At 52.8% G+C, this 19,340-nt stretch carries 22 protein-coding genes; 12 read left to right on the top strand and 10 right to left on the bottom strand.

Going from position 1 to position 19,340, the window contains the following annotated elements; translation table 11 throughout:
* Window positions 1-221: 221 nt before the first annotated feature.
* The 6 genes from ABYP33_RS11860 to ABYP33_RS11835 all read left to right on the top strand — a co-directional run bounded on the left by ABYP33_RS11860 (window position 222) and on the right by ABYP33_RS11835 (window position 5,927).
* Window positions 222-1,247, top strand: coding sequence for a LysM peptidoglycan-binding domain-containing protein (locus tag ABYP33_RS11860; protein ID WP_373091171.1), 1,026 nt, complete (start codon window positions 222-224; stop codon window positions 1,245-1,247).
* A 56-nt stretch (window positions 1,248-1,303) separates the two neighbouring features.
* Window positions 1,304-2,404 carry a DNA-processing protein DprA gene (gene dprA, locus ABYP33_RS11855; RefSeq protein WP_373091169.1) on the top strand — a complete coding sequence of 367 codons (1,101 nt, stop codon included), beginning with the start codon at window positions 1,304-1,306 and terminating at the stop codon, window positions 2,402-2,404.
* A gap of 115 nt (window positions 2,405-2,519) precedes the next feature.
* The gene (locus ABYP33_RS11850) at window positions 2,520-3,089 is read left to right on the top strand and encodes an L-threonylcarbamoyladenylate synthase (protein ID WP_373091168.1); all 570 of its coding nucleotides are present in this window, start codon (window positions 2,520-2,522) and stop codon (window positions 3,087-3,089) included.
* 36 nt (window positions 3,090-3,125) lie between these two features.
* Window positions 3,126-4,028, top strand: coding sequence for an oxygen-dependent coproporphyrinogen oxidase (gene hemF / locus ABYP33_RS11845; protein ID WP_373091167.1), 903 nt, complete (start codon window positions 3,126-3,128; stop codon window positions 4,026-4,028).
* A gap of 62 nt (window positions 4,029-4,090) precedes the next feature.
* Window positions 4,091-4,924 (top strand): shikimate dehydrogenase, encoded by an 834-nt coding sequence (aroE, locus tag ABYP33_RS11840; protein ID WP_373091166.1) that lies wholly within the window; start codon window positions 4,091-4,093, stop codon window positions 4,922-4,924.
* Between the two features lie 34 nt (window positions 4,925-4,958).
* On the top strand, window positions 4,959-5,927 hold the full coding sequence (locus ABYP33_RS11835; protein ID WP_373091165.1) for a calcium/sodium antiporter: 969 nt from the start codon (window positions 4,959-4,961) through the stop codon (window positions 5,925-5,927).
* A 21-nt stretch (window positions 5,928-5,948) separates the two neighbouring features.
* Here ABYP33_RS11835 and ABYP33_RS11830 read toward each other — a convergent pair whose 3' ends face one another.
* Entirely contained in the window at window positions 5,949-6,509 is a 561-nt protein-coding gene (locus ABYP33_RS11830; protein WP_373091164.1) for a gamma carbonic anhydrase family protein, read from the bottom strand.
* A 113-nt stretch (window positions 6,510-6,622) separates the two neighbouring features.
* Between ABYP33_RS11830 and ABYP33_RS11825 the strand changes: the two genes are divergently transcribed.
* From ABYP33_RS11825 to ABYP33_RS11815, 3 genes are all read left to right on the top strand, one after another.
* Entirely contained in the window at window positions 6,623-8,656 is a 2,034-nt protein-coding gene (locus ABYP33_RS11825; RefSeq protein WP_373091162.1) for a M3 family metallopeptidase, read from the top strand.
* Window positions 8,657-8,660: 4 nt separating this feature from the next.
* Window positions 8,661-8,948: a YheV family putative zinc ribbon protein gene (locus ABYP33_RS11820; protein ID WP_373091160.1), complete on the top strand. Its 288-nt coding sequence runs from the start codon at window positions 8,661-8,663 to the stop codon at window positions 8,946-8,948.
* Window positions 8,949-9,060: 112 nt separating this feature from the next.
* A complete protein-coding gene (locus tag ABYP33_RS11815) occupies window positions 9,061-9,441 on the top strand; it encodes an STAS/SEC14 domain-containing protein (RefSeq protein WP_373091159.1) in 381 nt (126 codons plus the stop codon).
* A 60-nt stretch (window positions 9,442-9,501) separates the two neighbouring features.
* Here ABYP33_RS11815 and ABYP33_RS11810 read toward each other — a convergent pair whose 3' ends face one another.
* From ABYP33_RS11810 to ABYP33_RS11775, 8 genes are all read right to left on the bottom strand, one after another.
* Complete coding sequence (locus ABYP33_RS11810; RefSeq protein WP_373091158.1) at window positions 9,502-9,831, bottom strand: rhodanese-like domain-containing protein; 330 nt, start codon at window positions 9,829-9,831, stop codon at window positions 9,502-9,504.
* Window positions 9,832-10,126: 295 nt separating this feature from the next.
* Window positions 10,127-11,344, bottom strand: a complete 1,218-nt coding sequence (locus ABYP33_RS11805; RefSeq protein WP_373091157.1) for a trans-acting enoyl reductase family protein — start codon at window positions 11,342-11,344, stop codon at window positions 10,127-10,129.
* 179 nt (window positions 11,345-11,523) lie between these two features.
* Window positions 11,524-11,790: a hypothetical protein gene (locus ABYP33_RS11800; protein ID WP_373091156.1), complete on the bottom strand. Its 267-nt coding sequence runs from the start codon at window positions 11,788-11,790 to the stop codon at window positions 11,524-11,526.
* Window positions 11,791-11,872: 82 nt separating this feature from the next.
* Window positions 11,873-12,586, bottom strand: coding sequence for a ZIP family metal transporter (locus ABYP33_RS11795; RefSeq protein WP_373091154.1), 714 nt, complete (start codon window positions 12,584-12,586; stop codon window positions 11,873-11,875).
* A 4-nt stretch (window positions 12,587-12,590) separates the two neighbouring features.
* Window positions 12,591-13,445 (bottom strand): alpha/beta hydrolase, encoded by an 855-nt coding sequence (locus ABYP33_RS11790; protein ID WP_373091153.1) that lies wholly within the window; start codon window positions 13,443-13,445, stop codon window positions 12,591-12,593.
* A gap of 57 nt (window positions 13,446-13,502) precedes the next feature.
* A complete protein-coding gene (locus tag ABYP33_RS11785) occupies window positions 13,503-13,928 on the bottom strand; it encodes a CBS domain-containing protein (RefSeq protein ID WP_301028443.1) in 426 nt (141 codons plus the stop codon).
* 282 nt (window positions 13,929-14,210) lie between these two features.
* Window positions 14,211-15,077, bottom strand: coding sequence for a pirin family protein (locus tag ABYP33_RS11780; RefSeq protein ID WP_373091152.1), 867 nt, complete (start codon window positions 15,075-15,077; stop codon window positions 14,211-14,213).
* A gap of 75 nt (window positions 15,078-15,152) precedes the next feature.
* Window positions 15,153-15,755, bottom strand: a complete 603-nt coding sequence (locus ABYP33_RS11775; protein WP_373091151.1) for an FMN-dependent NADH-azoreductase — start codon at window positions 15,753-15,755, stop codon at window positions 15,153-15,155.
* 116 nt (window positions 15,756-15,871) lie between these two features.
* Here ABYP33_RS11775 and ABYP33_RS11770 point away from each other — a divergent pair, with 116 nt between their 5' ends.
* The 3 genes from ABYP33_RS11770 to ABYP33_RS11760 all read left to right on the top strand — a co-directional run bounded on the left by ABYP33_RS11770 (window position 15,872) and on the right by ABYP33_RS11760 (window position 17,309).
* The gene (locus tag ABYP33_RS11770; RefSeq protein ID WP_373091149.1) at window positions 15,872-16,768 is read left to right on the top strand and encodes a LysR family transcriptional regulator; all 897 of its coding nucleotides are present in this window, start codon (window positions 15,872-15,874) and stop codon (window positions 16,766-16,768) included.
* Between the two features lie 77 nt (window positions 16,769-16,845).
* On the top strand, window positions 16,846-17,013 hold the full coding sequence (locus ABYP33_RS11765) for a hypothetical protein (RefSeq protein WP_373091147.1): 168 nt from the start codon (window positions 16,846-16,848) through the stop codon (window positions 17,011-17,013).
* Entirely contained in the window at window positions 17,013-17,309 is a 297-nt protein-coding gene (locus tag ABYP33_RS11760) for a DinB family protein (RefSeq protein WP_373091145.1), read from the top strand. The genes ABYP33_RS11765 and ABYP33_RS11760 overlap by 1 nt, the downstream gene beginning before the upstream one ends.
* A 90-nt stretch (window positions 17,310-17,399) precedes the next feature.
* Here the strand turns inward: ABYP33_RS11760 and ABYP33_RS11755 are convergent, their stop codons facing one another.
* Window positions 17,400-18,728, bottom strand: coding sequence for an MATE family efflux transporter (locus ABYP33_RS11755; RefSeq protein WP_373091143.1), 1,329 nt, complete (start codon window positions 18,726-18,728; stop codon window positions 17,400-17,402).
* Window positions 18,729-19,340: the final 612 nt, after the last annotated feature.

Raw genomic sequence — 19,340 nt, 5'->3', positions numbered from 1 at the left:
TTCGAGGATTTCAAGTACAGCCATAACAGTTTGTGACCATTTCTCGTGTAAGTTGTGTAAGTATTGCTAAGATGATGATTGAGTGCACATTACACTCCACAAATCATTCGCCTGTTGCAGAGTATCCTCTATATTATACAGTGAGCGTTTAATAAATGCCTGATACTTGCGATTTTGCGGGCTGATTGGCGACCAGATCTAGAGTGCTATAGGAAACGATTATGAAGAACACGGTAATGGGAGTCTGTCTTGGCCTGATGATGGCGTTTGCCCAGGCAGGAGACGTGCTTTCTTTAAAAGCCGGACATCCACAAACCTATGTAGTGGTTAAGGGCGATACTCTGTGGGATATATCGGCGATGTTTTTGAATGACCCCTGGTATTGGCCGGAGCTCTGGCACTACAACCCCCAAGTTAAAAACCCACATCTTATCTACCCTGGCGACGTATTAAAGCTGATGTGGATTGATGGTAAACCCGTGCTGGTGCGCAACCCAGGCCCGGACGACGGCATCGTTAAGCTGACGCCACAAATGCGGATTGCCGACATAAAAGATGCTATTCCGGCGATTCCACTGGATGTTATCGCTCCTTTCCTCACCCGTAGCCGGGTGGTGACTGACGAGGAGTTCGCTGCTGCGCCCTATGTGCTGGCGGGTAAACGCGGCAATATTGTGGCGGGTGCTGGCGACCAAGTGCTAGGACGTGGTGATTTCAGCGGTGACGATACCTACGGCATTTATCGACGTGGTCAAGTTTATATCGACCCCCAAACTGGCGAGATCCTTGGTGTTGAGGCGACGGATATTGGCACCGCGAACCTCTTGGCAACGGAAAAAGACGTGGCCACCCTCACCTTAAATCGCAGCACCCAAGAAATTCGCCGCGCTGACCGCTTTATGCCTCTTGAGGTTCGCCAGTTACATGCCCGTTTTGAGCCAAAAGCACCTGTTGATAACAGCAATGGCTTTATTATTGCGGTTGAAGGTGGCTTAACGCAGATCGGCAGCATGGATGTAGTGACCCTGAACTTAGGTGAGCGTAATCAAATTGTGCCCGGCGACGTGATGGCAATTTACACCACCGGGGTGGTGGTAACTGACCCAGTGACCAATGAGCGAGTCAAGGCGCCGGACGTTCGCGCTGGCTTGCTGATGGTGTTCCGCAGTTTTGATAAAGTCAGCTATGGCTTGGTCTTGAAAGCAGAAGAGCCGCTTAAAGTGGGTGATAAAGTTAAAAACCCGTAAAGTGAAGTGCTTGGGCGGCATGCGCTGCCCAAGCTTTAGATCGCAAGGATGCGACAGTGGAAGATCTTGCCTGCCTGTGGTTGCTTACTCAGCAAACCCTCAAACTCCCTCCTGCAGCTTTTCGGCGTGTTATTGCACACACTGCAAACCCCCGTGAGCTGTTGAGCTTACCGCCAGACGCGCGCACCGCTCTGCTATTAAGCAAGCAGCATCTCGATAAACTCAATCGCGTTTTGGCGCGGCGGCATGCGGATCAAGATCTACAGTCTGATTTGCAGCGTGCCAACGCCAGTATCTTGTGCAGGCACAGTGACAACTACCCCGCACTATTAAATGAAATCTACGACGCGCCGCCTCTATTGTATTTTCGGGGCCGCAGTGAGCTGCTTACAAACCCGCTGTTTGCGCTAGTGGGCAGTCGCCGCCCTAGTCGCACCGGTCACAGCGACGCCGAGGCCTTTGCCAGCGCCTTGAGTGACGTGGGCATGACCGTCGTGAGCGGTATGGCGCTGGGTGTCGACGGTGCCGCCCACTGCGGTGCCTTGACTGGCAGTGGCTCTACTATTGCTGTGTTAGGGACGGGGGTGGACCAGTGTTACCCGCGCAGCAACGCCAGCTTGTATGAGCGGATTGCTCATGAGGGATTGTTAATTAGCGAGCTACCTTTGGGTAGCCCGCCTATGCGGCACCAGTTTCCCCGGCGCAATCGCATTATTAGCGGTATGAGCTTGGGTGTGTTAGTGGTCGAGGCCGCGTTGCGCAGCGGCTCGTTAATTACCGCGCGACAGGCGCTGGAGCAAAACCGCGAAGTTTTCGCAATACCGGGTTCTATCCACAACCCCGCCAGTCGTGGCTGCAATAGCCTAATTAAGCAGGGCGCAAAGCTGGTAGAGCAACTCGACGATATTTTAGAAGAGTTTGCCGGCTGGCTCGATAGCGCGCCGTCACCGGCGTGTGGCCATACCGCAAATGCCGGTGCTGTCGACATTGCAACCAGCTCACCAATATACCAAGCGCTGGGCTTTGAACCTGTCGATATTGACACCCTCGCGCAGAATCTTGGCCTGCCCATCTCCGAATTACTGAGTTTACTCAGTGACTTAGAGGTTGAGGGCTGGGTTGAGCAATTTCGCGGTGCTTGGCAGCGCAGTCGCTAGCTAAGGCAATTAAGGCCGTCATCATTTATTCAAAATGCCCAGCCGAAAAACCTGTATACTTTCGCCGCATTACAGTGCTGTTATTCACTCAAATCGCCCTTACTGCGGATTAACCATGACACCTCTGCCTGCCCAATATCGTTTGCGTCGTGCTGCGACTCTGCTGCACACAGGAAAAGTGATTACTCACCCTACCGAAGCGGTGTGGGGTCTGGCCTGTGTGCCTTGGAGTCAGTCTGCTGTGGCGCGGATCTTACAATTAAAACGGCGCGATCCGGCCAAGGGTATGGTATTGGTTGCTGACCATATTTCGCGGTTTCAGGGTGTAATCCCGCTGCTGCCAGACGACGTACAAGAAATGTTAATGGCAAGCTGGCCGGGGCCAAATACTTGGGTGGTGCCTGATGGGGGCTGGGCACCCGAGTGGATTCGTGGCAATCATCACAGTGTTGCTATTCGGGTGAGTAATCATCCACTCACGGTGGCGCTGTGCCAAGCGGCCAATACCTGTTTGGTATCTACCTCGGCTAATCCCGCTGGCTTAGAACCTGCCCGCAGCCAAACAGCGGTGCAACGCTACTTTCGTTCGGCAGTAGATTATTATTTACCCGGCCGCACTGGCGGCCTAGCCCAACCAACCGGTATTCGCGACGCGCTTACTGGGCAGGTTTTGCGTGGTGGCTGAGAATATGGCGATTAGCTGAGTCGCAGGGGAGAAGTAATGCAAGACGTTGATATTGAAGCAGTAAAGCAGTTTTTTTTGTTGTTACAAGACCGTATTTGTGCGCAGTTGAGTGCCCTCGACGGCGAGGCTGATTTTGTTGAAGACGACTGGGGTCGCGGTCGCAGCCGGGTGATTAGCAACGGCGCGGTATTTGAAAAAGGCGGTGTGAATTTTTCCCATGTGCAGGGCGATGCTATGCCCGGCAGCGCCAGCGCACATCGCCCGGAGTTAGCGGGCCGAAGCTACCAAGCCATGGGCGTGTCGTTGGTGATGCACCCGCTTAACCCCCACGTGCCAACCAGTCATGCCAATGTGCGCTTCTTTGTTGCCGAAAAGCCTGGTGAGGCGCCGGTGTGGTGGTTTGGTGGTGGTTTTGATTTAACTCCTTATTACGGTAACGAGGATGACTGCCGTCATTGGCACCAGACTGCGTTCGATGCCTGTGCGCCCTTTGGTGAGGACGTGTATCCGCGCTATAAGAAGTGGTGTGACGAGTATTTTTATATGCCGCACCGCCAAGAAGCCCGCGGTGTCGGCGGCCTGTTTTTTGACGACCTAAACGAAGGTGGTTTTCAGCGTTGCTTTGAATTTATGCAGGCGGTCGGCAATGCCTACACCGCGGCCTATGTACCTATCGTAGAGCGTCGTAAAGACACGCCTTGGGGGGCGCGCCAGCGTGACTTCCAGCTGTATCGTCGTGGCCGCTATGTTGAGTTTAATTTGGTGTGTGATCGCGGCACCTTGTTTGGTTTGCAAAGCGGCGGTCGTACCGAGTCGATTTTGATGTCGCTGCCACCCTTGGTGAGATGGGAGTATAATTGGCAGCCCGAAGATAGCAGCCCGGAAGCGGCGCTAACATCGCAATTTTTGCCCGTGCGAGATTGGCTAACTCCACAATAGTGGTATTTGGCAGTATCGGCTTTAAAATTCCAAGCCAAAAATAAAAGGCAGTACCCTTTTTTATGGATAAAATAGATCATTACGCCGTGTATGGAAATCCCGTTAAGCACAGCAAATCGCCACAGATTCACGCGGCCTTTGCTGAGCAAACCGGCCAGCAATTGCATTACCGCGCCCACAAAGTTGAGCTGGGGCGATTTGCTGAAGTCGCCACCCAGTTTTTTGAGCACGGCGGCAAGGGCTTAAATATTACCGTACCCTTTAAGCTCGACGCCGTTGAGTTTGCCGATCAGCTCAGCGGCCGCGCTCGTCGCGCGGGTGCAGTGAACACCCTTGCGATTCAAGAAGACGGCACCATCTATGGCGACAATACCGACGGTGTTGGCTTGGTGCGGGATATTCACGACAATTTAGGCTGGGACATGCAAGGCCGCCGAATTTTGGTGTTGGGCGCGGGCGGCGCGGTGCGAGGCATTTTGGGCCCGCTATTAAAGCAGGGGCCAAGCCATGTCTTAATCGCGAATCGAACCGAAGAAAAAGCGCAAAAATTGGCGCAACAGTTTGAAAAATTAGGCAAAATTGCCGGTGGTAGCTATGCCGGACTGGCCAGTGCCCAGTTTGATTTAATCATTAATGGTACCAGCGCGAGTATGAGCGGTGACCTACCGCCCCTGCCCTCCCATATTCTCAGCAACGATGGCTGCGCCTACGACATGATGTACGGCGCCGCACCAACACCCTTTATGCGCTGGGCTGCAGGTGAAACGGCGTGGGCGGTGTCCGACGGTTTGGGTATGTTGGTTGAGCAGGCCGCCGAGTCATTTTGTATTTGGCGTGGCGTGCGGCCCGACACCAAACCGGTTATTGAGTTAATTCGTCAATCCCTGTCGGCGTAAGCACGACAACGAAGTAAATTCTGGAAATCGTTTTATGTTAGTGACTGTAGTTGCCCTGATTATTGGGCTGGTTTTGTTGGTTTGGAGTGCAGACCGCTTTGTTATTGGTGCCTCCGCAACCGCGAATATTCTTGGCATATCACCGTTGGTTATCGGTATTTTAGTGGTGGGTATTGGCACCTCAGCACCAGAAATGTTGGTGTCGGCCATCGCCTCTAGCGACGGTCAGGCCGGTCTGGCGGTGGGTAATGCACTGGGCTCCAATATCACCAATATCGCTCTGATATTGGGCCTCACTGCCCTACTTATCCCCTTAAACGTCCAGTCTAAACTGATTAGCAGAGAAATTCCCCTGCTCATCATTGTTATGCTGGTGGGCTATTTTTTAATGCGCGATGGTGACCTTGGCGTCATGGATGGCAGCATCTTACTGCTTGGCTTTGGGGCGGTAATTGTGCGCCAGCTGTGGGAAGCAAAACACAGTAGTGGCGACAGTATTGAAGCGGAATTTGAGGCAGAAATACCCAAAGACATGGGTATCAAGGCCGCCTTGGGCTGGTTATTACTCGGGCTCGTGTTGCTGATTGGCTCGGCACGCTTATTGGTGTGGTCGGCGGTGGATATCGCTCACTTCTTTGGTCTGAGCGACTTAATTATTGGCCTGACCGTCGTCGCAATTGGCACCAGCCTGCCCGAGTTGGCGGCGTCGATAGCCGCCGCGCGCAAGAATGAACACGATATTGCCATCGGTAATGTGGTTGGCTCCAACCTATTCAACTTGCTTGGCGTAATGGCGATTCCCGGTGTTTTGGCGCCCGGTCCAATCGATACGGCCGTTATGAGCCGAGATTACCCAGTAATGCTATTATTAACCGGTATTTTCTTTTTGGTGGCCCGCAGCCCAAGTAAGGCGCGGCGTATATCGCGCCTCGAAGGCGGCGCTTTGCTGTGTATCTACGTGGCCTATATTGCTTACCTAGCATACGACGCAGGGGTGTTCTAACACCCCTCATACACGTTAATTTTAGTCGCGGTTCAGTTCCGCAATGTGGCGGTCTTTGAGCTTGGCGTAATTGCTGGCGCTATAACTAAAGTAGTTGAGTTCACCCTCGCTTAGTTCGCGCACTGCCTTGGCGGGGCTGCCCACGTACAGCCAGCCGCTGGCTAAGCGCTTACCAGGAGGCACTAAAGAATTGGCGCCAATCACCACTTTGTCTTCAATGACCGCGCCATCCATCACAATACTGCCCATGCCGATCAATACCCGGTTGCCAATCGTGCAGCCGTGCAAGGTAACGCTGTGGGCGACCGTCACCTCGTCGCCAATTGTCAGCGGGTAACCCTCGGGGTGATAGGGGCCAGCATGGGTAATATGCAAAATACTGTTGTCTTGAATGCTACTGCGGGCGCCAATGCGGATGCGGTGCATGTCGCCGCGCACCGTGGTATTGGGCCAAATTGAGCTGTCGGCACCAATTTCAACATCACCAATCACTACAGCACTGGGGTCGACGAATACCTTATTGCCAAGTTTAGGGGTGTGCTCTTCAAAGCGGCGCAGGTAATTTTCGGCCTTGTAAATCATCAAATGGTCTCCATCTATTATTTACGCTATCACCGCTAATACAAGCGCTAAGCGGTAGGTTGATTTGTTACACTGGTCGTATTCACTACCATTATTACAGGGTTTCAGTTGTTATGACTGCCAATAGTTTACCGTTGTTTTCCAGTCTCGACCCCCAGCAATTAGCCGCCGAGTGCGAGCAGCTATTAAATACCTCGCGCCAAGCGGTGACAGCGGTGGTCGCTTGCGAGGCCGCGCCTAACTGGCAGAACTTAATGGCGCCGCTAGAAGAGGTAGACGACAAAATTGGCCGGTTCTGGGCACCTCTCAGTCACTGCCACAGCGTGCTCAGTGGCGATGCTTGGCGCAGTGCTTACAGTGCCTGCCTGCCGTTACTCACCGCGTATAACAGCGAAATGGGTCAGAATCGGCCCTTATTTGAGCGGGTTAAAGCCTTGGCAGAAAGCACCGAGTTTGCCAGCTTGAGCGGCCCCCGTCAGCAGGCAATTCGCCATATGCTCCGCGATTTCACCCTGTCGGGAGTAGCGCTGGAGGGCGACGCTGCCGCGCGCTTTTCGGCCATTGCCCAGCGCCTCAGCGAACTGTCGACGGCGTTTTCTAACAATGTGCTCGATGCCACCGACGGCTGGGAAAAACTGATTGAATCCGCCGACGACTTAGCTGGGGTGCCGACCACGGTGTTGGATAATCTGCGCGAAGCGGCTACCGCAAAAGGTCTTAGCGGTTACCGCCTGAGCTTAGACATCCCTAGCTACTTGCCCATTATGCAATACGCCGACAATCGCGAGTTGCGGGCAGAGGTATACCAAGCTTATGTTACTCGCGCCTCGGCACTTGGCCCCCACGCGGGTAAGTGGGACAACGGCCCGTTGATGCTAGAAATTTTACAATTGCGTCAAGAGCAGGCAAAACTGCTGGGCTTTGAAAATTACGCGGCGTATTCACTGGCCAGTAAAATGGCGGAGTCCAATAGCCAGGTAATCGCATTTTTAGAGGAGCTGGCGATTGCCAGCAAGCCTATGGCCGAGCGCGAATACGCAGAGTTAAAAGCCTTTGCTGCGCGCCGTGGCGTTGAAGATTTGCAAGCTTGGGATGTGCCGTATTTTAGCGAAAAATTAAAAGAAGCCTCGTTTGCGATCTCCCAAGAAGATTTGCGGCCTTACTTCCCAGCCGAGAAAGTCATCAGCGGCTTATTTAACATCACCGGTCAGTTATTTGATATCGACATCGCGGCGGTTGACGGCGTAGACCTCTGGCACAAGGATGCACAGTGCTATTGCATCTCTCGTCGTGGCGAGGTTCTCGCGCACTTCTATTTAGATCTTTACGCTCGCAACAATAAGCGCGGCGGCGCTTGGATGGCCAATGCGCGGGGCCGTCGCAGTCTAGACGATGGCACAGTGCAGCAGCCAGTCGCGTTTTTGGTGTGTAATTTTTCACCGCCAACCAGCGAGCGCCCGTCACTGCTGACCCACAACGAAGTGACCACCCTCTTTCACGAGTTTGGTCATGGCCTGCATCATATGCTGACCCAAATAGATTGCCTAAGTGTGTCGGGGATTAGTGGCGTGGCTTGGGACGCGGTAGAGCTGCCTAGCCAGTTTCTCGAAAACTGGTGCTGGGAGAAATCGGTCATTCCCGATATCTCCGCTCACTACCAAAGTGGCGAGGCGCTCCCGGCCGATATGCTTGATAAGCTACTCGCGGCGAAAAACTTTCAGTCAGGTATGCAGATGCTTAGGCAGATTGAGTTTTCGCTCTTTGATTTTAGCCTGCATATGCAGTCCGCAATTCATGCCGAGGCGGAAGTGGATGCTGTGCTCAATAGTATTCGCAAGCAGGTCGCTGTGACCCAGCCGGCAGAATATAACCGCTTCCAGAACAGTTTTTCTCACATTTTTGCGGGCGGCTACGCGGCGGGCTACTACAGCTATAAATGGGCAGAAGTATTGTCTGCCGACGCGTTCTCGCTGTTCGAAGAACTGGGCGTAATGAACCGGGAGGTTGGCGAAAAATTCCGCTGTGAAATACTAGAGCGCGGTGGCTCCGAAGAGGCCGCAGTATTGTTTAAAAACTTCCGGGGTCGGGCGCCAGCCAATGACGCACTCTTGCGTCATGCCGGTATTAGCGCCGGTAAAGGAGCGTAATCTCATGGCTACTGTATTTAATCAGCGTCGCTTTATTGCCGGGGCAGTCTGCCCCAAATGCACAGAAATGGATAAGACCGTAATGTACCGCATATCCGACCTTGAACAAATTCGCGAGTGTGTGCGTTGCGGGTTTAAAGAATCGATTCGCGACGACACCGGTAAAATAGAAGAGCCGCCAACCCGTGTGAATAGCCCGCGCCTTGGTGAACCGGTGTTGGCTCACGAAGATGAAATTCACGTGGTTTCATTAATTGACCCCCGCGACGGTAAAAGCCGCAAAGACCATTAAAAGAACGTTATGCGCAGTGAGTAAAGGATAAACGGTAAAAGTTACACCTTGGGGAACGCATTTCCCTGCAACAAGCCTATACTTGCAGTAACGAATTTATGGAGGAATAGAAATGCTGGAGTTGTTACCCCTTCCCTTCGCTCACGTTGTGGGTGTCAGGGTATCCGGCAAGGTCAATCACACTGATATTGAAACCATCTTAGCCGAGGTCGAGCGCAAGCTCGTCAGCGAAGAATATTTGGGTGTGCTCATCGAACTTGAACATTTCGATGGCTTCACGATACGAGGCCTGTTTAAAGAATTCAAATTCTTAAGCAAGTATATAAATCGTCTTACCCGCACCGCCATTGTTGGCGAACCGCGTTGGTTTAATCGCGGTACTGAGCTAGTAAAGCGGGTATACCCAAATGTCGAAATTGAACACTTTATTCCGCTGCAAAAAGACGAAGCCCTGCTCTGGGTGAGCGAGCGCGACGCGGGCACGTTCGGTTAAGCGCACGGGTCGTATTAAATACCGCAAACATGGCAGCGCTGGGCCGATAAGCATGGTCGCTTATTGCAGGCCGCGCTGCTTGCGCGCATCGCTAATGCCACCTGCATTACTAATATTGTTATAGCCCGCTTGCTCTAGCGCAGACATGGCTTTTCCCGCCCGCCCACCGCTAAGGCAGTACAATTTAATTTCCGTGCTTTTATCGGGAAAGCGTTTACTCACCTCCTGAACAATCTCGGTATGCGAAATGCGTACGTCGCCATCAATACTGTCTAAGCGATGCTCAAATTCGCTCCGCACGTCAATCCAAGTTGGGTCGGCGTGAGTCATCGCGCTGGACAAAATTGTGATTAGTAAGAGGAAGGTTTTAATCAATGTTTTCCAGCCCATGGTTATCCTCTTAAAGAAGTTTTATTCATACATTAAAGTGAAGGGTAAAACGTAAACGTGCAAATGTTTTACTCAGATAATCCCACGCTCTAGCTTACCTTGATTTGACATAAATATTTGAGCCTCTTTTGTCGATAACAGCCGGGGGCTGACGGATAAGCAAGCATCTTTTAAAAGAGTACATGGGGAGCAAGGCCACGGTAGAAAATGATTTTCCCGCGGACTAAGCCCCACCAGTATAGAGGTGCTGGGGCATTGTTAAATCTGCGAATCAATAGGGAGCGCTAAGTATTATTTACTCAATAACACTAAAGCTCAGGCCTGAGTACGCTTTTAGGCGTTCTATAAGGGTATTGCCAAAGCAGCTGGCGGGGGTTAGTAGGCCGCCGCCGACCTCATTTTTATCAATGTCGCGGGCGAGGCAAATACTGGCTTGGCCAAGCATTTTGGCAGTAGAGCCATAGCCTGGGTCGCGGTCGCCAGTGACTTTGCATAATAGGGTTTTGCCCTTGGTGGTGCTGCCGTAAAACCGGAGGTCGTAATAGCCGTTTTTCTGATTTTCTGGGCTGGGGCCTTCGCCCGGTGCTGGGAGCAGGTGCTCTAATAACCAGCGGCCGGGTTTGAGGCTGGCGGTGACCATAAAGCCCGCTAAGCCGCCGCCAATGGCGGTGGCGCGGAGGCGGCCACCAATACCGGTGCCGACTTGCATGGCCTCGTCGTATAAAAAGGGTTTGGCGTAGGCGTGTTTAAGCAGGAAGTTCGAACGCTGCACAACGCGGGTATTTATGGCCGCCATAATAAAGGGAATGGTCCACGAGTTTGAGGTGGTATCAAACTGGGCGAGACCGGGGTTGATTTGGCGGGCCTTGTTACTTTCGCCGGGGCAAAGCGAATAGGGATCGGCCATTTCTTTGCGCAGCGCGGGGTTGCCCGCCGCTTCTTTCATTACGTTGATGAGGCTGGCAAAGGTGCCGCCAGACAATCCCCCCTTGGCTGCTTTAACCCGCATTTGAATTTTATTGCAGTTTTCGCCGAATAATTCTTGGCTCTGTTGCTGGGTATAGAACACGCCGAGATCAGAGGGAATAGAGTCGAAACCGCAGCAGTTGACGATGCGCGCGCCAGAGGCTTTGGCGACGCTGTCGTAGCGTTCAACCATTTGACGAATCCACTGTACTTCGCCGGTGAGGTCGCAGTAGTCGGTGCCGGTTTCGGCGCAGACTTTAACAAGGGTTTCGCCGTATAAGGCGTAAGGGCCTACCGTTGTGGTAACTACCCGGGTTTGGCTGCACAGGGTGCGCAAGGCGGTTTCGTCATTGGCTTCAGCAATAATGATATCGAGGTCGGCCTTGCCAATTTTGGCTTTGACCGCTTCCAGCTTGCTGGCGGAGCGCCCAGCGATGGCCCAGCGCAGCACGGGGTCCTCTTTGCAGCCAGCAAGGTAATTACAGAGTATTTCGCCCACAAAGCTGCTGGCGCCGAAGATCACGATATCGTATTTATACTCTGCCATTGGCCCTATCTCGCTCTGGTTGTTTATTGGTCGACCTTATAGCCCGTTATACGCTAGCCGTTGCTAGAAAGGCGCTCGTTGTGACGGACTTGGCCGTAAGTTTAGCCCTGAGCTTAGCACCATTTATTCACTGTCAACATTGCTTCTTAAGAATGGCGGCTATAAGTGACAGCAATACCCTATTGGTAGTGCGGGGTGTTGGCCTTACACTGGCTGCGGTCTTCGTCGTTGAGGACGCGTTCGCACTCTTGCAGGCGCCACTCCCGCGACTGATCGTAGTGTGAGTTGCCACAGGCGCTCAGTGTTGCAAGGGATAGCAATGGCAGTAGCAGAAAAAACAAACGCATAGGTTTTTGGCCTCTTTGTAAAATACGGGTATTTGCTGGGCTTTGACCGGCTTGCGCGGTATTTGTCGCCCGCCGTTGATAATAATTACTTGCCAGCATACACGGCTGCTATTTACTTTGCGCGGTGGGTTTCTTCGGTGGTTTTTAAGGCCGCGAGTTCTTTATTTAGTTAAAGAGCGAGCTAGTGAGTAAAGAGAGTGCCGAGCATAGCCAGTGTAAAACCGATTACCGCCGCGAGGGGTGGACTACGGTGTTTGCGCAGCGGAACCTGCGGTGCAATGTCTTGAAAAATCAGATATAGAATCCCGCCGCTGGCAATGAGCAGAATTGCCCCTAATACCGCCGGTAAATCGCCGAGAAAATAATAGCCCGTCACCCCAAATAGTGGCCCCAATGGAGTAAGTGCCAGCATCATCCACAGCACTTTTTTGCGCTGATAGCTGGCACCGCACAGTTCTTGGTAGGCGTTAAAGCCCTCGGGCAGGTTTTGCATGCCGATTAATACGGCGAGCAATAAAGTGGTGTCGGTACCTGCGGCGGCGAGCCCGCCCAGCGCCAATGATTCAGGTATAAAATCCAGTAACATGCCGGTGAATTGGGGCGCCGCGTGGCGGTGAATATCTAAGTAGCACTCTAAACCATAAAAGAGTAGGCCTCCGCCCAACAATAATGCGGTAGCCCAAATTGAGTAGTCTAGGTGCCGCAAGGCCTCGGGCACCAGTACCATGGCAACGGCGCCGAGCAGAATCCCCGCGCCCAAGGCAATAATGGCGTGTCTAAATTCTTGTGCTAACCAGTGTCGTTGAATATGGCTGTGGCTAGCGATATAGCCGCCCAACGGAATACAGGCGCCGGCGGCAATGGTGAACAGGATGATTTCATTAATACCTTGCATAGGTTTACTTGGCTGGCTTGAGATAGGCGCCGAGTGAGGGGTCTAGTCCACGCATAAACGCCTCTACTTGATGGGTATAGGCGTTGTTGTCGCCAAGGGTGGCATTAATTTGATGGTGGCTGAGGTCTGCTGGAATTAATGTTGCCGATATTCCGAGCTGCTCGGCCTTGGCCGCAAGGCTTTGCGCTTGGGGGCAGCTGTCGTCGCGTTGGGTAGAGCAGATGAGCGCGATGGGTTTTACGTCTTTGTTGAGGTGCCCCAAGGCGGAGACTTTCTGCCAGTAATCCGGCGATGTGCCAAAGGCTTTGTCGTAAAAGCGCGGGTGGGCTTGTTGCATAATGAGGTTAACGTCTAGGGCGGCAGTGTCTAACCACACACTGCCCAAAATTGGGCTGAGCTGAAGGTTGGCGCTAAGGGATTTGTCTGTTGCTAGCAACGACACCAGATGCGCGCCCGAGGAGTGGCCCATAAGAATAAATTTACGGGCATCGGCGTTCCATTCTGCGCTGTGGGCTTGGGCGTACTCTAGTGCCTTCGCCACGTCGCCAGCTTGGGTATAGGGATCAGCGGCTGGCAATAGCCGGTAATTGGCGGAAATAAATACCCAGCCTTGGGCCACCCAGCGCCGAACCTTTGTTTTTACAACGTTGTGATTGGTTTTGTCGCCAATGCGCCACGCGCCGCCGTGAACCATAAAAACAACGGGTCGTTTGGCTTGGGCGGTGTTTGGTAGGTAAACATCGAGCACCTGCGCCTTGTCTGGGCCGTAATGAAGATTGCTTAGGGTGTTGCTGTGGGCGGCATGGTGAAAACTAAAACATACGCAGAGCAGTGCTGCAGCCCAGAATTGCCTAGTCATGATCGCCCCCCTTGTCTAAAAACCGCTGCTGGCGCAGCAGCGGCGCGTGGTATAGGCTTAAAGCTTGTCGTTGGGTAGGTCGCAGCTTTCGCGGTTGGCCCAGAGCGAGGCCAGAATAGCGCTGCGGGTGATAAGGCCAATCAGCTTGCCGTCTTCAGTGACCGGATAAGACTTGGGTTTGAGTTTACCCATTTGCTGAGCCAGATCAATAATGGACGAGTCGGCGTCTACCGCTAAAACCTCGCGGCTCATTACATCATCCACTAGGGGCGCGCCCTCGCAGTGGTAGCTGCTAACGAGCACTGAGTGAATGCAGTCTTGCTCTGAAACAAAGCCAACCAGCTCACGCTGATCATTGATGACGGGTAGCCCAAATACCCCGAATTTCAGTAGGGTTTCGACTACGTCGCCGAGATCGGTGCCCTGTTTCACAGAAGGCGACGGCGATTTCATGACGTCGCGTACTAACATTGATGTAGTCATAAATCACTCCTTGGGTGTGGTGCGCGGTATGGCGTGAGTGCAGTGCTGCAAAGTGTTGTGTAGCCACTATAATTGGCGCCTTTCCATAGCGTAAACACATAAAAAGCATTTAACTTGAAAGGTTATTGCTATTTAGTGCTTTGCTTTTTCTTTGCAACTTTAACTTATGCCCATTTTGAGTATGGCATGCAGTTTTTGAAAAAGTGCGGAATCGGGGGGATTTTTGACGGGTTTGGGGCAAAAGGCGTCTTGGCCGTGGCCAAAGACGCATGACGCGGTTGCTTAGACGCTGGTTAAAACACCGTCGCGATAATCGCGCATGGCCTGCTCGATCTCATCTCTGGTATTCATCACAAAGGGCCCGTATTGCACAATGGCTTCGCCGATGGGGCGCGCCGCCAATAGTAATAAGCGGGTGTCGTCGCTGGCGGTAATACTCAGCTCTTCACCTTGGCTTAATAGTGCGCTAATGGTGCTGGGTAGCACTTGCTCGCCAATCTGGGCCTCGCCTTCATACACGTAGACAACGGCATTGTGCGCGGCGGGCAAGATGATATGGCTGCTTTGCCCAGCCTTGAGGCGGAGGTCGATGTATAGCGGGTCGGTGCTCAGGTTTTGGCCGTCTAGGCCATTGATATAGCCGCGCACGGACTCGCCGTTAAGCTGACACTGGCCAGCAATCAAAATGGCCTCGCCGCCGTTGGTGAATTGGTGGCGGGGAATTTTGTTCGCTGGAATATCTTCGTAGTGAGCGGGCCGCATTTTTTCCGCCGCGGGGAGATTGATCCACAATTGAAACCCCCGCATCCGGCCTGTGTCTTGCTGGGGCATTTCGGAATGAATCACCCCTCTTCCGGCGGTCATCCACTGTACGCCGCCGCCTTTAAGGTGGCCCTTATTGCCGAGGTGGTCCTCGTGGAGCATGTGGCCGTCAAGCATATAGGTCACGGTTTCAAAGCCGCGATGGGGGTGCGACGGAAAGCCTGCGAGGTAGTTGGCCGGCTCGTTAGAAAAGAACTCGTCCAGCAATAAAAACGGATCATGACGGGCGTTGTTCGACTGACCCAGACTGCGCTTGAGCTTAACGCCCGCGCCGTCTGAGGTGGCTTGCGCAGGTATGATTCGAGATATGCTGCGATTAGTCATCATGTTGCTCCTGAGAGGCTCTGGCTGTGCGGCATTCGTAAACACGGGGATTACTTTGTTGCTTATAAAATACTTGGATCACGCTGCCTTTTGGCGAATGAGCTCCTGTGCGCCCGCCAGCGCCTTTTCGGCAATATCACCACCCATATTTAGACCTTCGGCATAGATGAATTCAATATCTTTAATGCCCATTAAACCGAGAATATGCCGCAGGTAGGCGGTTTGGGTATCCATGGTCGTACCTTCGTATTTACCGCCACGCGCGGCAAAAATATACATTTTTTTGTCTTGTAGCAGACCTTCTGGGCCAGTCGCGGTGTAGCGAAAGGTTTCACCGGCACGGGCAACGTGGTCGATGTAGGCCTTAAAAGTAGACGGCACGCCAAGATTATAAAGGGGCATGCCGAGCACGATTATATCGGCGTCGCGCAATTCATTTATTAACGCGTCTGACTCGGCAACCACCGCGCGCTGGGCTGCGTCGCGCTCGGCTGCGGGAGTGGTGAATGCGGTAAAGCGCTGGCCGTCGAGATGCGGCAGTGGCGTGGCGTGCAGATCACGGCGAATTAATGCGCTGGCTTCGCTATTGGCTTGTAATCTGTCTACAAAATCATTGGCCATTTTACTGGACTGACCCTGCTCGCCGAATAAACTGCTATTAATCTGAAGAATGGTTTTCATAAATGGGTAGCTCCTGTTGATCGTGGACAATTACTTGCTGTTGGGCTTATTAAACTATTGATAAAGTTGTTAAAAAAGTGCAATTTATTGGTATAAACAATCAAGAATATTGATATATGAGCGGACCTAGAACGAGTCTTGAGCAGTGGCACTGTTTTTTGGCGGTGGTGGACGAAGGCAGTTATGCCCGCGCTGCTGAGGTATTGCATAAAAGTCAGTCGGCGGTGACCTATACCATTCAAAAAATGGAAGAGCAGTTGGGGGTGCGGGTATTTGAAATTCGCGGTCGCAAAGCGGAGCTTACCGAGGCGGGGAAAATGCTTTACCGCCGTGGCCGGTCACTTATTGATGAGGCCCTGCGCCTTGAAAAATCTGCCAAGTCGGTGGCGGCGGGTTGGGAGCCTCAGCTGCGCATTGTGTGCGACACTTTGTTTCCTTCCTCGATTATGTTGGATTGCCTTGCTGACCTCAGTGCGCACTGCCCAGATACCCGTATAGAGTGTATTGAATCAGTACTCAGTGGTGCTGAAGAGGCTTTGCTGGAGCGGCGCTGCGATGTTGCGATAACCGGCATTGTGCCGCCGGGCTTTTTGGGCGATCACTTATTGCGGGTGAAGTTTTTGGCGGTGGCCCAGCGTGACCACCCGCTGCACCAGTTGGGCCGCGACTTAGGCTACCGCGATTTGCGACCTTTTCGTCAGATCGTGGTGCGGGACTCTGGTGTGCGTCGGCAGCGAGATTCAGGTTGGTTAGATGCCGTGCAAAGGCTAACGGTGAGCCGTATGGAGACCTCGATTAGCGCTGTGGCCAGAGGGGTCGGCTTTGCCTGGCTGCCGGCAGTGGCGATGCGCGAGGAATTGGCGAGCGGTTTAATTAAGCCGCTGCCAATGATCGAGGGTGGTGAGCGCCACGCCGATTTGTTCTTGATTTTGCCCAACCGCGATTTAGCTGGCGCGGCGGCTCTGCGCTGTGAAGCATTTATAAAAACGGCTGTCGCAAATTTAGTGTGCTAATCGCAAAAGGGGCGGCGTAATATTATGGCTGGCGGCAGGTCAAAAAGGTGTGTCGTTGTCTGCTTGAGGGACGGGTAATGGGGCGTCAGCAGCAGTATATCCTAATGGGGCGTTATAATCGGGACATGAATCAGCGCTTGTTTACCGCCGCCAGCAGGCTTGAAGAGAGCCAGTTGCGCAGTAATATGGGCGCGTTTTTCAGTCGATACTGGGCACCCTTAACCACCTCTATGTGGCGGATGTGATGTGGTTAAAGCGTTTTGCGGTGGGGTCGTTTGCTGGGTCGAGCCATTTAGCTGGCGTGGCATTATTGGCCAAGCCGTCTGCTTTGAATGAAATAATCTACGCTGATTTAGATGCATTTTTGCCCGCCCGCAAACACCTAGACGTGACGATTTGCCATTGGAGTGAAGCGCTGGACGAGGCTGATTTAGATCGCCCCTTGGCTTACAAAAACAGCAAAGAGGCCGACTTCTGCAAGCCCTTTGGCTTGGTCCTACAGCATTTCTTTAACCATCAAACCCACCCCGCGGCGAATTGACTACACTGCTCAGTCAGCAAGGCGTGGATGTGGGGGTGACTGATTTGTTGCGGTGGATCGATGAGCTCGCGTCGGAGTCGTTGTCCTAATTTAAGATAGCGGTTTTAATATTGAGGATGTAAACACGAGGCCGAGGCTTAGGCTCCGAGCGAGGTTAAATGCACAAAAACTCAGCCACAGTCCGTGATTGCCTAACTCTTTCGTCAATAACCACACAGGTAGATAGATCAGCATAACACTGGCAAGCATAGACCATTGCATGGCTTGGGTTTTTAGCGCGCCGATAAAAACGCCATCGAGTAAATAGCTTGGCGCGCACAGCAGGGGCAGCAGTATCAGCCAGCCGTAATGAGCGCTGGCTATGAGGCCTACGGCATCAATATTCGTCATTAAGCCCAGTACCCGGCCCTCCCCTAACCACAACAACACGCTTGCGACGACGGCGGTTGCGAGGCAGTAGTGCGCGCAGCATAAGCAGATACGCATTAATTCATCGCGCTTAGCGCGGGCGAATGCGTCGCCTACAAGAGCTTCGGCGGCATGTGCGAAGCCGTCCATGCCATAGGCGCTAACCAACATTAGTTGCAATAGGATGGCGTTAGCGGCGAGGGTGGCTTCGCCAAACGCAGCTCCTTGGGCGGTAAAAAACGCAAAGCTAAATAGTAGCGCTGCTGTGCGAATAAAAAGATGAATATTGCTATTGAGCAGCTGTTTGAATGCAGGACCGTATTGCCAGCTAGAGCGCAGGCCTTGGTGCAGATTGGCGATGATGGCGCCTCGCACCGCCCAAAGGCCGATGAGGAGCCCGCAGTATTCGGCGATGGCGCTGGCGAGCGCCGCGCCGTCGCTACTCATGTCGAAGCCAATAATAAGCAGCCAGTCTAAGCCGATGTTCACACCATTGGTGGTGACTGCAATAATGAGTGGCCAGCGAGTTTGTTGGCGGCCAATGAGCCAGCCAACAATGACATAGGTGCATAGCACGGCCGGGGCGCTAAATAACCGGATGTGTAAATAACTACGGGCTAATTCTAACAGTGAGTTGGGCGTGTTCATCAACTGAAGCCCAATATTGCTGAGGGCTAGCCCAGCGATAAAAATAGGAAGTGCGATTATCAGGCTTAGTGCGGCGGCTTTGAGCAGCAGTGCATTGGCGTCTTTGGGTTTGTTTAAGCGCTGGGCACTGGCACCGGTGGTGCCCATGCGTAAAAATCCAAAGCCCCAATACAAAAAAGCGAGCAAACTGGTGCTAATGGCGACGGCGCTCAAATAGCGGCTGTCGCCGAGGTGGCCGAGAATAGCGGTGTCGACGAGCCCCAATAGTGGCACGGACAGATTGGCCAGAATCATGGGCCAAGCGAGTGTCCATACCCGTGTGGCGATACCCGCTTGGTGTTCGGCTGAGGTGGTCGGTGGCATGGGTTTCTTTAGCGGCGGCGTGACGTGTGACACGGCGTTTGATTGTAGCCTGCGTCGGGGTCTCAATCTAATATGCCTAAGCTCTGGTGCCAAATTTGTTAAAATTTGCACTAAAATAGCGCCCGCGCGAGGCTAGATTGCAATTGCTGTTAATTAGATTTTTGTCTATATCTAGTGGTTCTTAGCGCCGTGAAGCACTTTAGTTAGTAATATACCGAATAAATACCGCCTACTTGGGGGCCTGCTAGCAGACTTTACTGTTTAACGCAGTAGCGTTGGCGTATTCATCGGGTTTATAATTGCGGCGTTTTGTCGCACCCAAAGCGGTCTAAGCGGGTTTGCGCTGCACAATTTAATAGATAAATGCCAAAATTAGACCCTTACAGGTCGGGCAGTGGTATTTATCTATGCCTGTTTCAGAGTCCAATTTAACGATTGTGTTCCACAGCGGGATATATTTTGTGTGCTGCGTCTGCAGATTTAGCGGCGGGGTCTTTATTCAACTATACATGGAGACACGGGAGATGTATTTACAAGCGAGACGGCTTTTAAAGCTGGCGCTTAGTCCTGTGCTAATGCTGCTAAGCCTTTTTAGTACCGGCGCATGGGCCG

Source organism: Zhongshania sp. (assembly GCF_041584495.1).
Lineage (GTDB): Bacteria > Pseudomonadota > Gammaproteobacteria > Pseudomonadales > Spongiibacteraceae > Spongiibacter.
Note: the sequence above shows the minus strand (reverse complement) of the source record. Positions and strands in the feature narration are given on the sequence as shown.

What these genes read in the sequence shown, in the direction of transcription:
- ABYP33_RS11860 (WP_373091171.1), top strand. Translation starts at nt 222, where the DNA reads ATGAAGAACACGGTAATGGGAGTCTGTCTTGGCCTGATGATGGCGTTT.
- ABYP33_RS11850 (WP_373091168.1), top strand. Translation starts at nt 2,520, where the DNA reads ATGACACCTCTGCCTGCCCAATATCGTTTGCGTCGTGCTGCGACTCTG.
- hemF (WP_373091167.1), top strand. Translation starts at nt 3,126, where the DNA reads ATGCAAGACGTTGATATTGAAGCAGTAAAGCAGTTTTTTTTGTTGTTA.
- aroE (WP_373091166.1), top strand. Translation starts at nt 4,091, where the DNA reads ATGGATAAAATAGATCATTACGCCGTGTATGGAAATCCCGTTAAGCAC.
- ABYP33_RS11835 (WP_373091165.1), top strand. Translation starts at nt 4,959, where the DNA reads ATGTTAGTGACTGTAGTTGCCCTGATTATTGGGCTGGTTTTGTTGGTT.
- ABYP33_RS11830 (WP_373091164.1), bottom strand. Translation starts at nt 6,509, where the DNA reads ATGATTTACAAGGCCGAAAATTACCTGCGCCGCTTTGAAGAGCACACC.
- ABYP33_RS11825 (WP_373091162.1), top strand. Translation starts at nt 6,623, where the DNA reads ATGACTGCCAATAGTTTACCGTTGTTTTCCAGTCTCGACCCCCAGCAA.
- ABYP33_RS11820 (WP_373091160.1), top strand. Translation starts at nt 8,661, where the DNA reads ATGGCTACTGTATTTAATCAGCGTCGCTTTATTGCCGGGGCAGTCTGC.
- ABYP33_RS11815 (WP_373091159.1), top strand. Translation starts at nt 9,061, where the DNA reads ATGCTGGAGTTGTTACCCCTTCCCTTCGCTCACGTTGTGGGTGTCAGG.
- ABYP33_RS11810 (WP_373091158.1), bottom strand. Translation starts at nt 9,831, where the DNA reads ATGGGCTGGAAAACATTGATTAAAACCTTCCTCTTACTAATCACAATT.
- ABYP33_RS11805 (WP_373091157.1), bottom strand. Translation starts at nt 11,344, where the DNA reads ATGGCAGAGTATAAATACGATATCGTGATCTTCGGCGCCAGCAGCTTT.
- ABYP33_RS11800 (WP_373091156.1), bottom strand. Translation starts at nt 11,790, where the DNA reads ATGCTGGCAAGTAATTATTATCAACGGCGGGCGACAAATACCGCGCAA.
- ABYP33_RS11795 (WP_373091154.1), bottom strand. Translation starts at nt 12,586, where the DNA reads ATGCAAGGTATTAATGAAATCATCCTGTTCACCATTGCCGCCGGCGCC.
- ABYP33_RS11790 (WP_373091153.1), bottom strand. Translation starts at nt 13,445, where the DNA reads ATGACTAGGCAATTCTGGGCTGCAGCACTGCTCTGCGTATGTTTTAGT.
- ABYP33_RS11785 (WP_301028443.1), bottom strand. Translation starts at nt 13,928, where the DNA reads ATGACTACATCAATGTTAGTACGCGACGTCATGAAATCGCCGTCGCCT.
- ABYP33_RS11780 (WP_373091152.1), bottom strand. Translation starts at nt 15,077, where the DNA reads ATGATGACTAATCGCAGCATATCTCGAATCATACCTGCGCAAGCCACC.
- ABYP33_RS11775 (WP_373091151.1), bottom strand. Translation starts at nt 15,755, where the DNA reads ATGAAAACCATTCTTCAGATTAATAGCAGTTTATTCGGCGAGCAGGGT.
- ABYP33_RS11770 (WP_373091149.1), top strand. Translation starts at nt 15,872, where the DNA reads ATGAGCGGACCTAGAACGAGTCTTGAGCAGTGGCACTGTTTTTTGGCG.
- ABYP33_RS11765 (WP_373091147.1), top strand. Translation starts at nt 16,846, where the DNA reads ATGGGGCGTCAGCAGCAGTATATCCTAATGGGGCGTTATAATCGGGAC.
- ABYP33_RS11760 (WP_373091145.1), top strand. Translation starts at nt 17,013, where the DNA reads ATGTGGTTAAAGCGTTTTGCGGTGGGGTCGTTTGCTGGGTCGAGCCAT.
- ABYP33_RS11755 (WP_373091143.1), bottom strand. Translation starts at nt 18,728, where the DNA reads ATGCCACCGACCACCTCAGCCGAACACCAAGCGGGTATCGCCACACGG.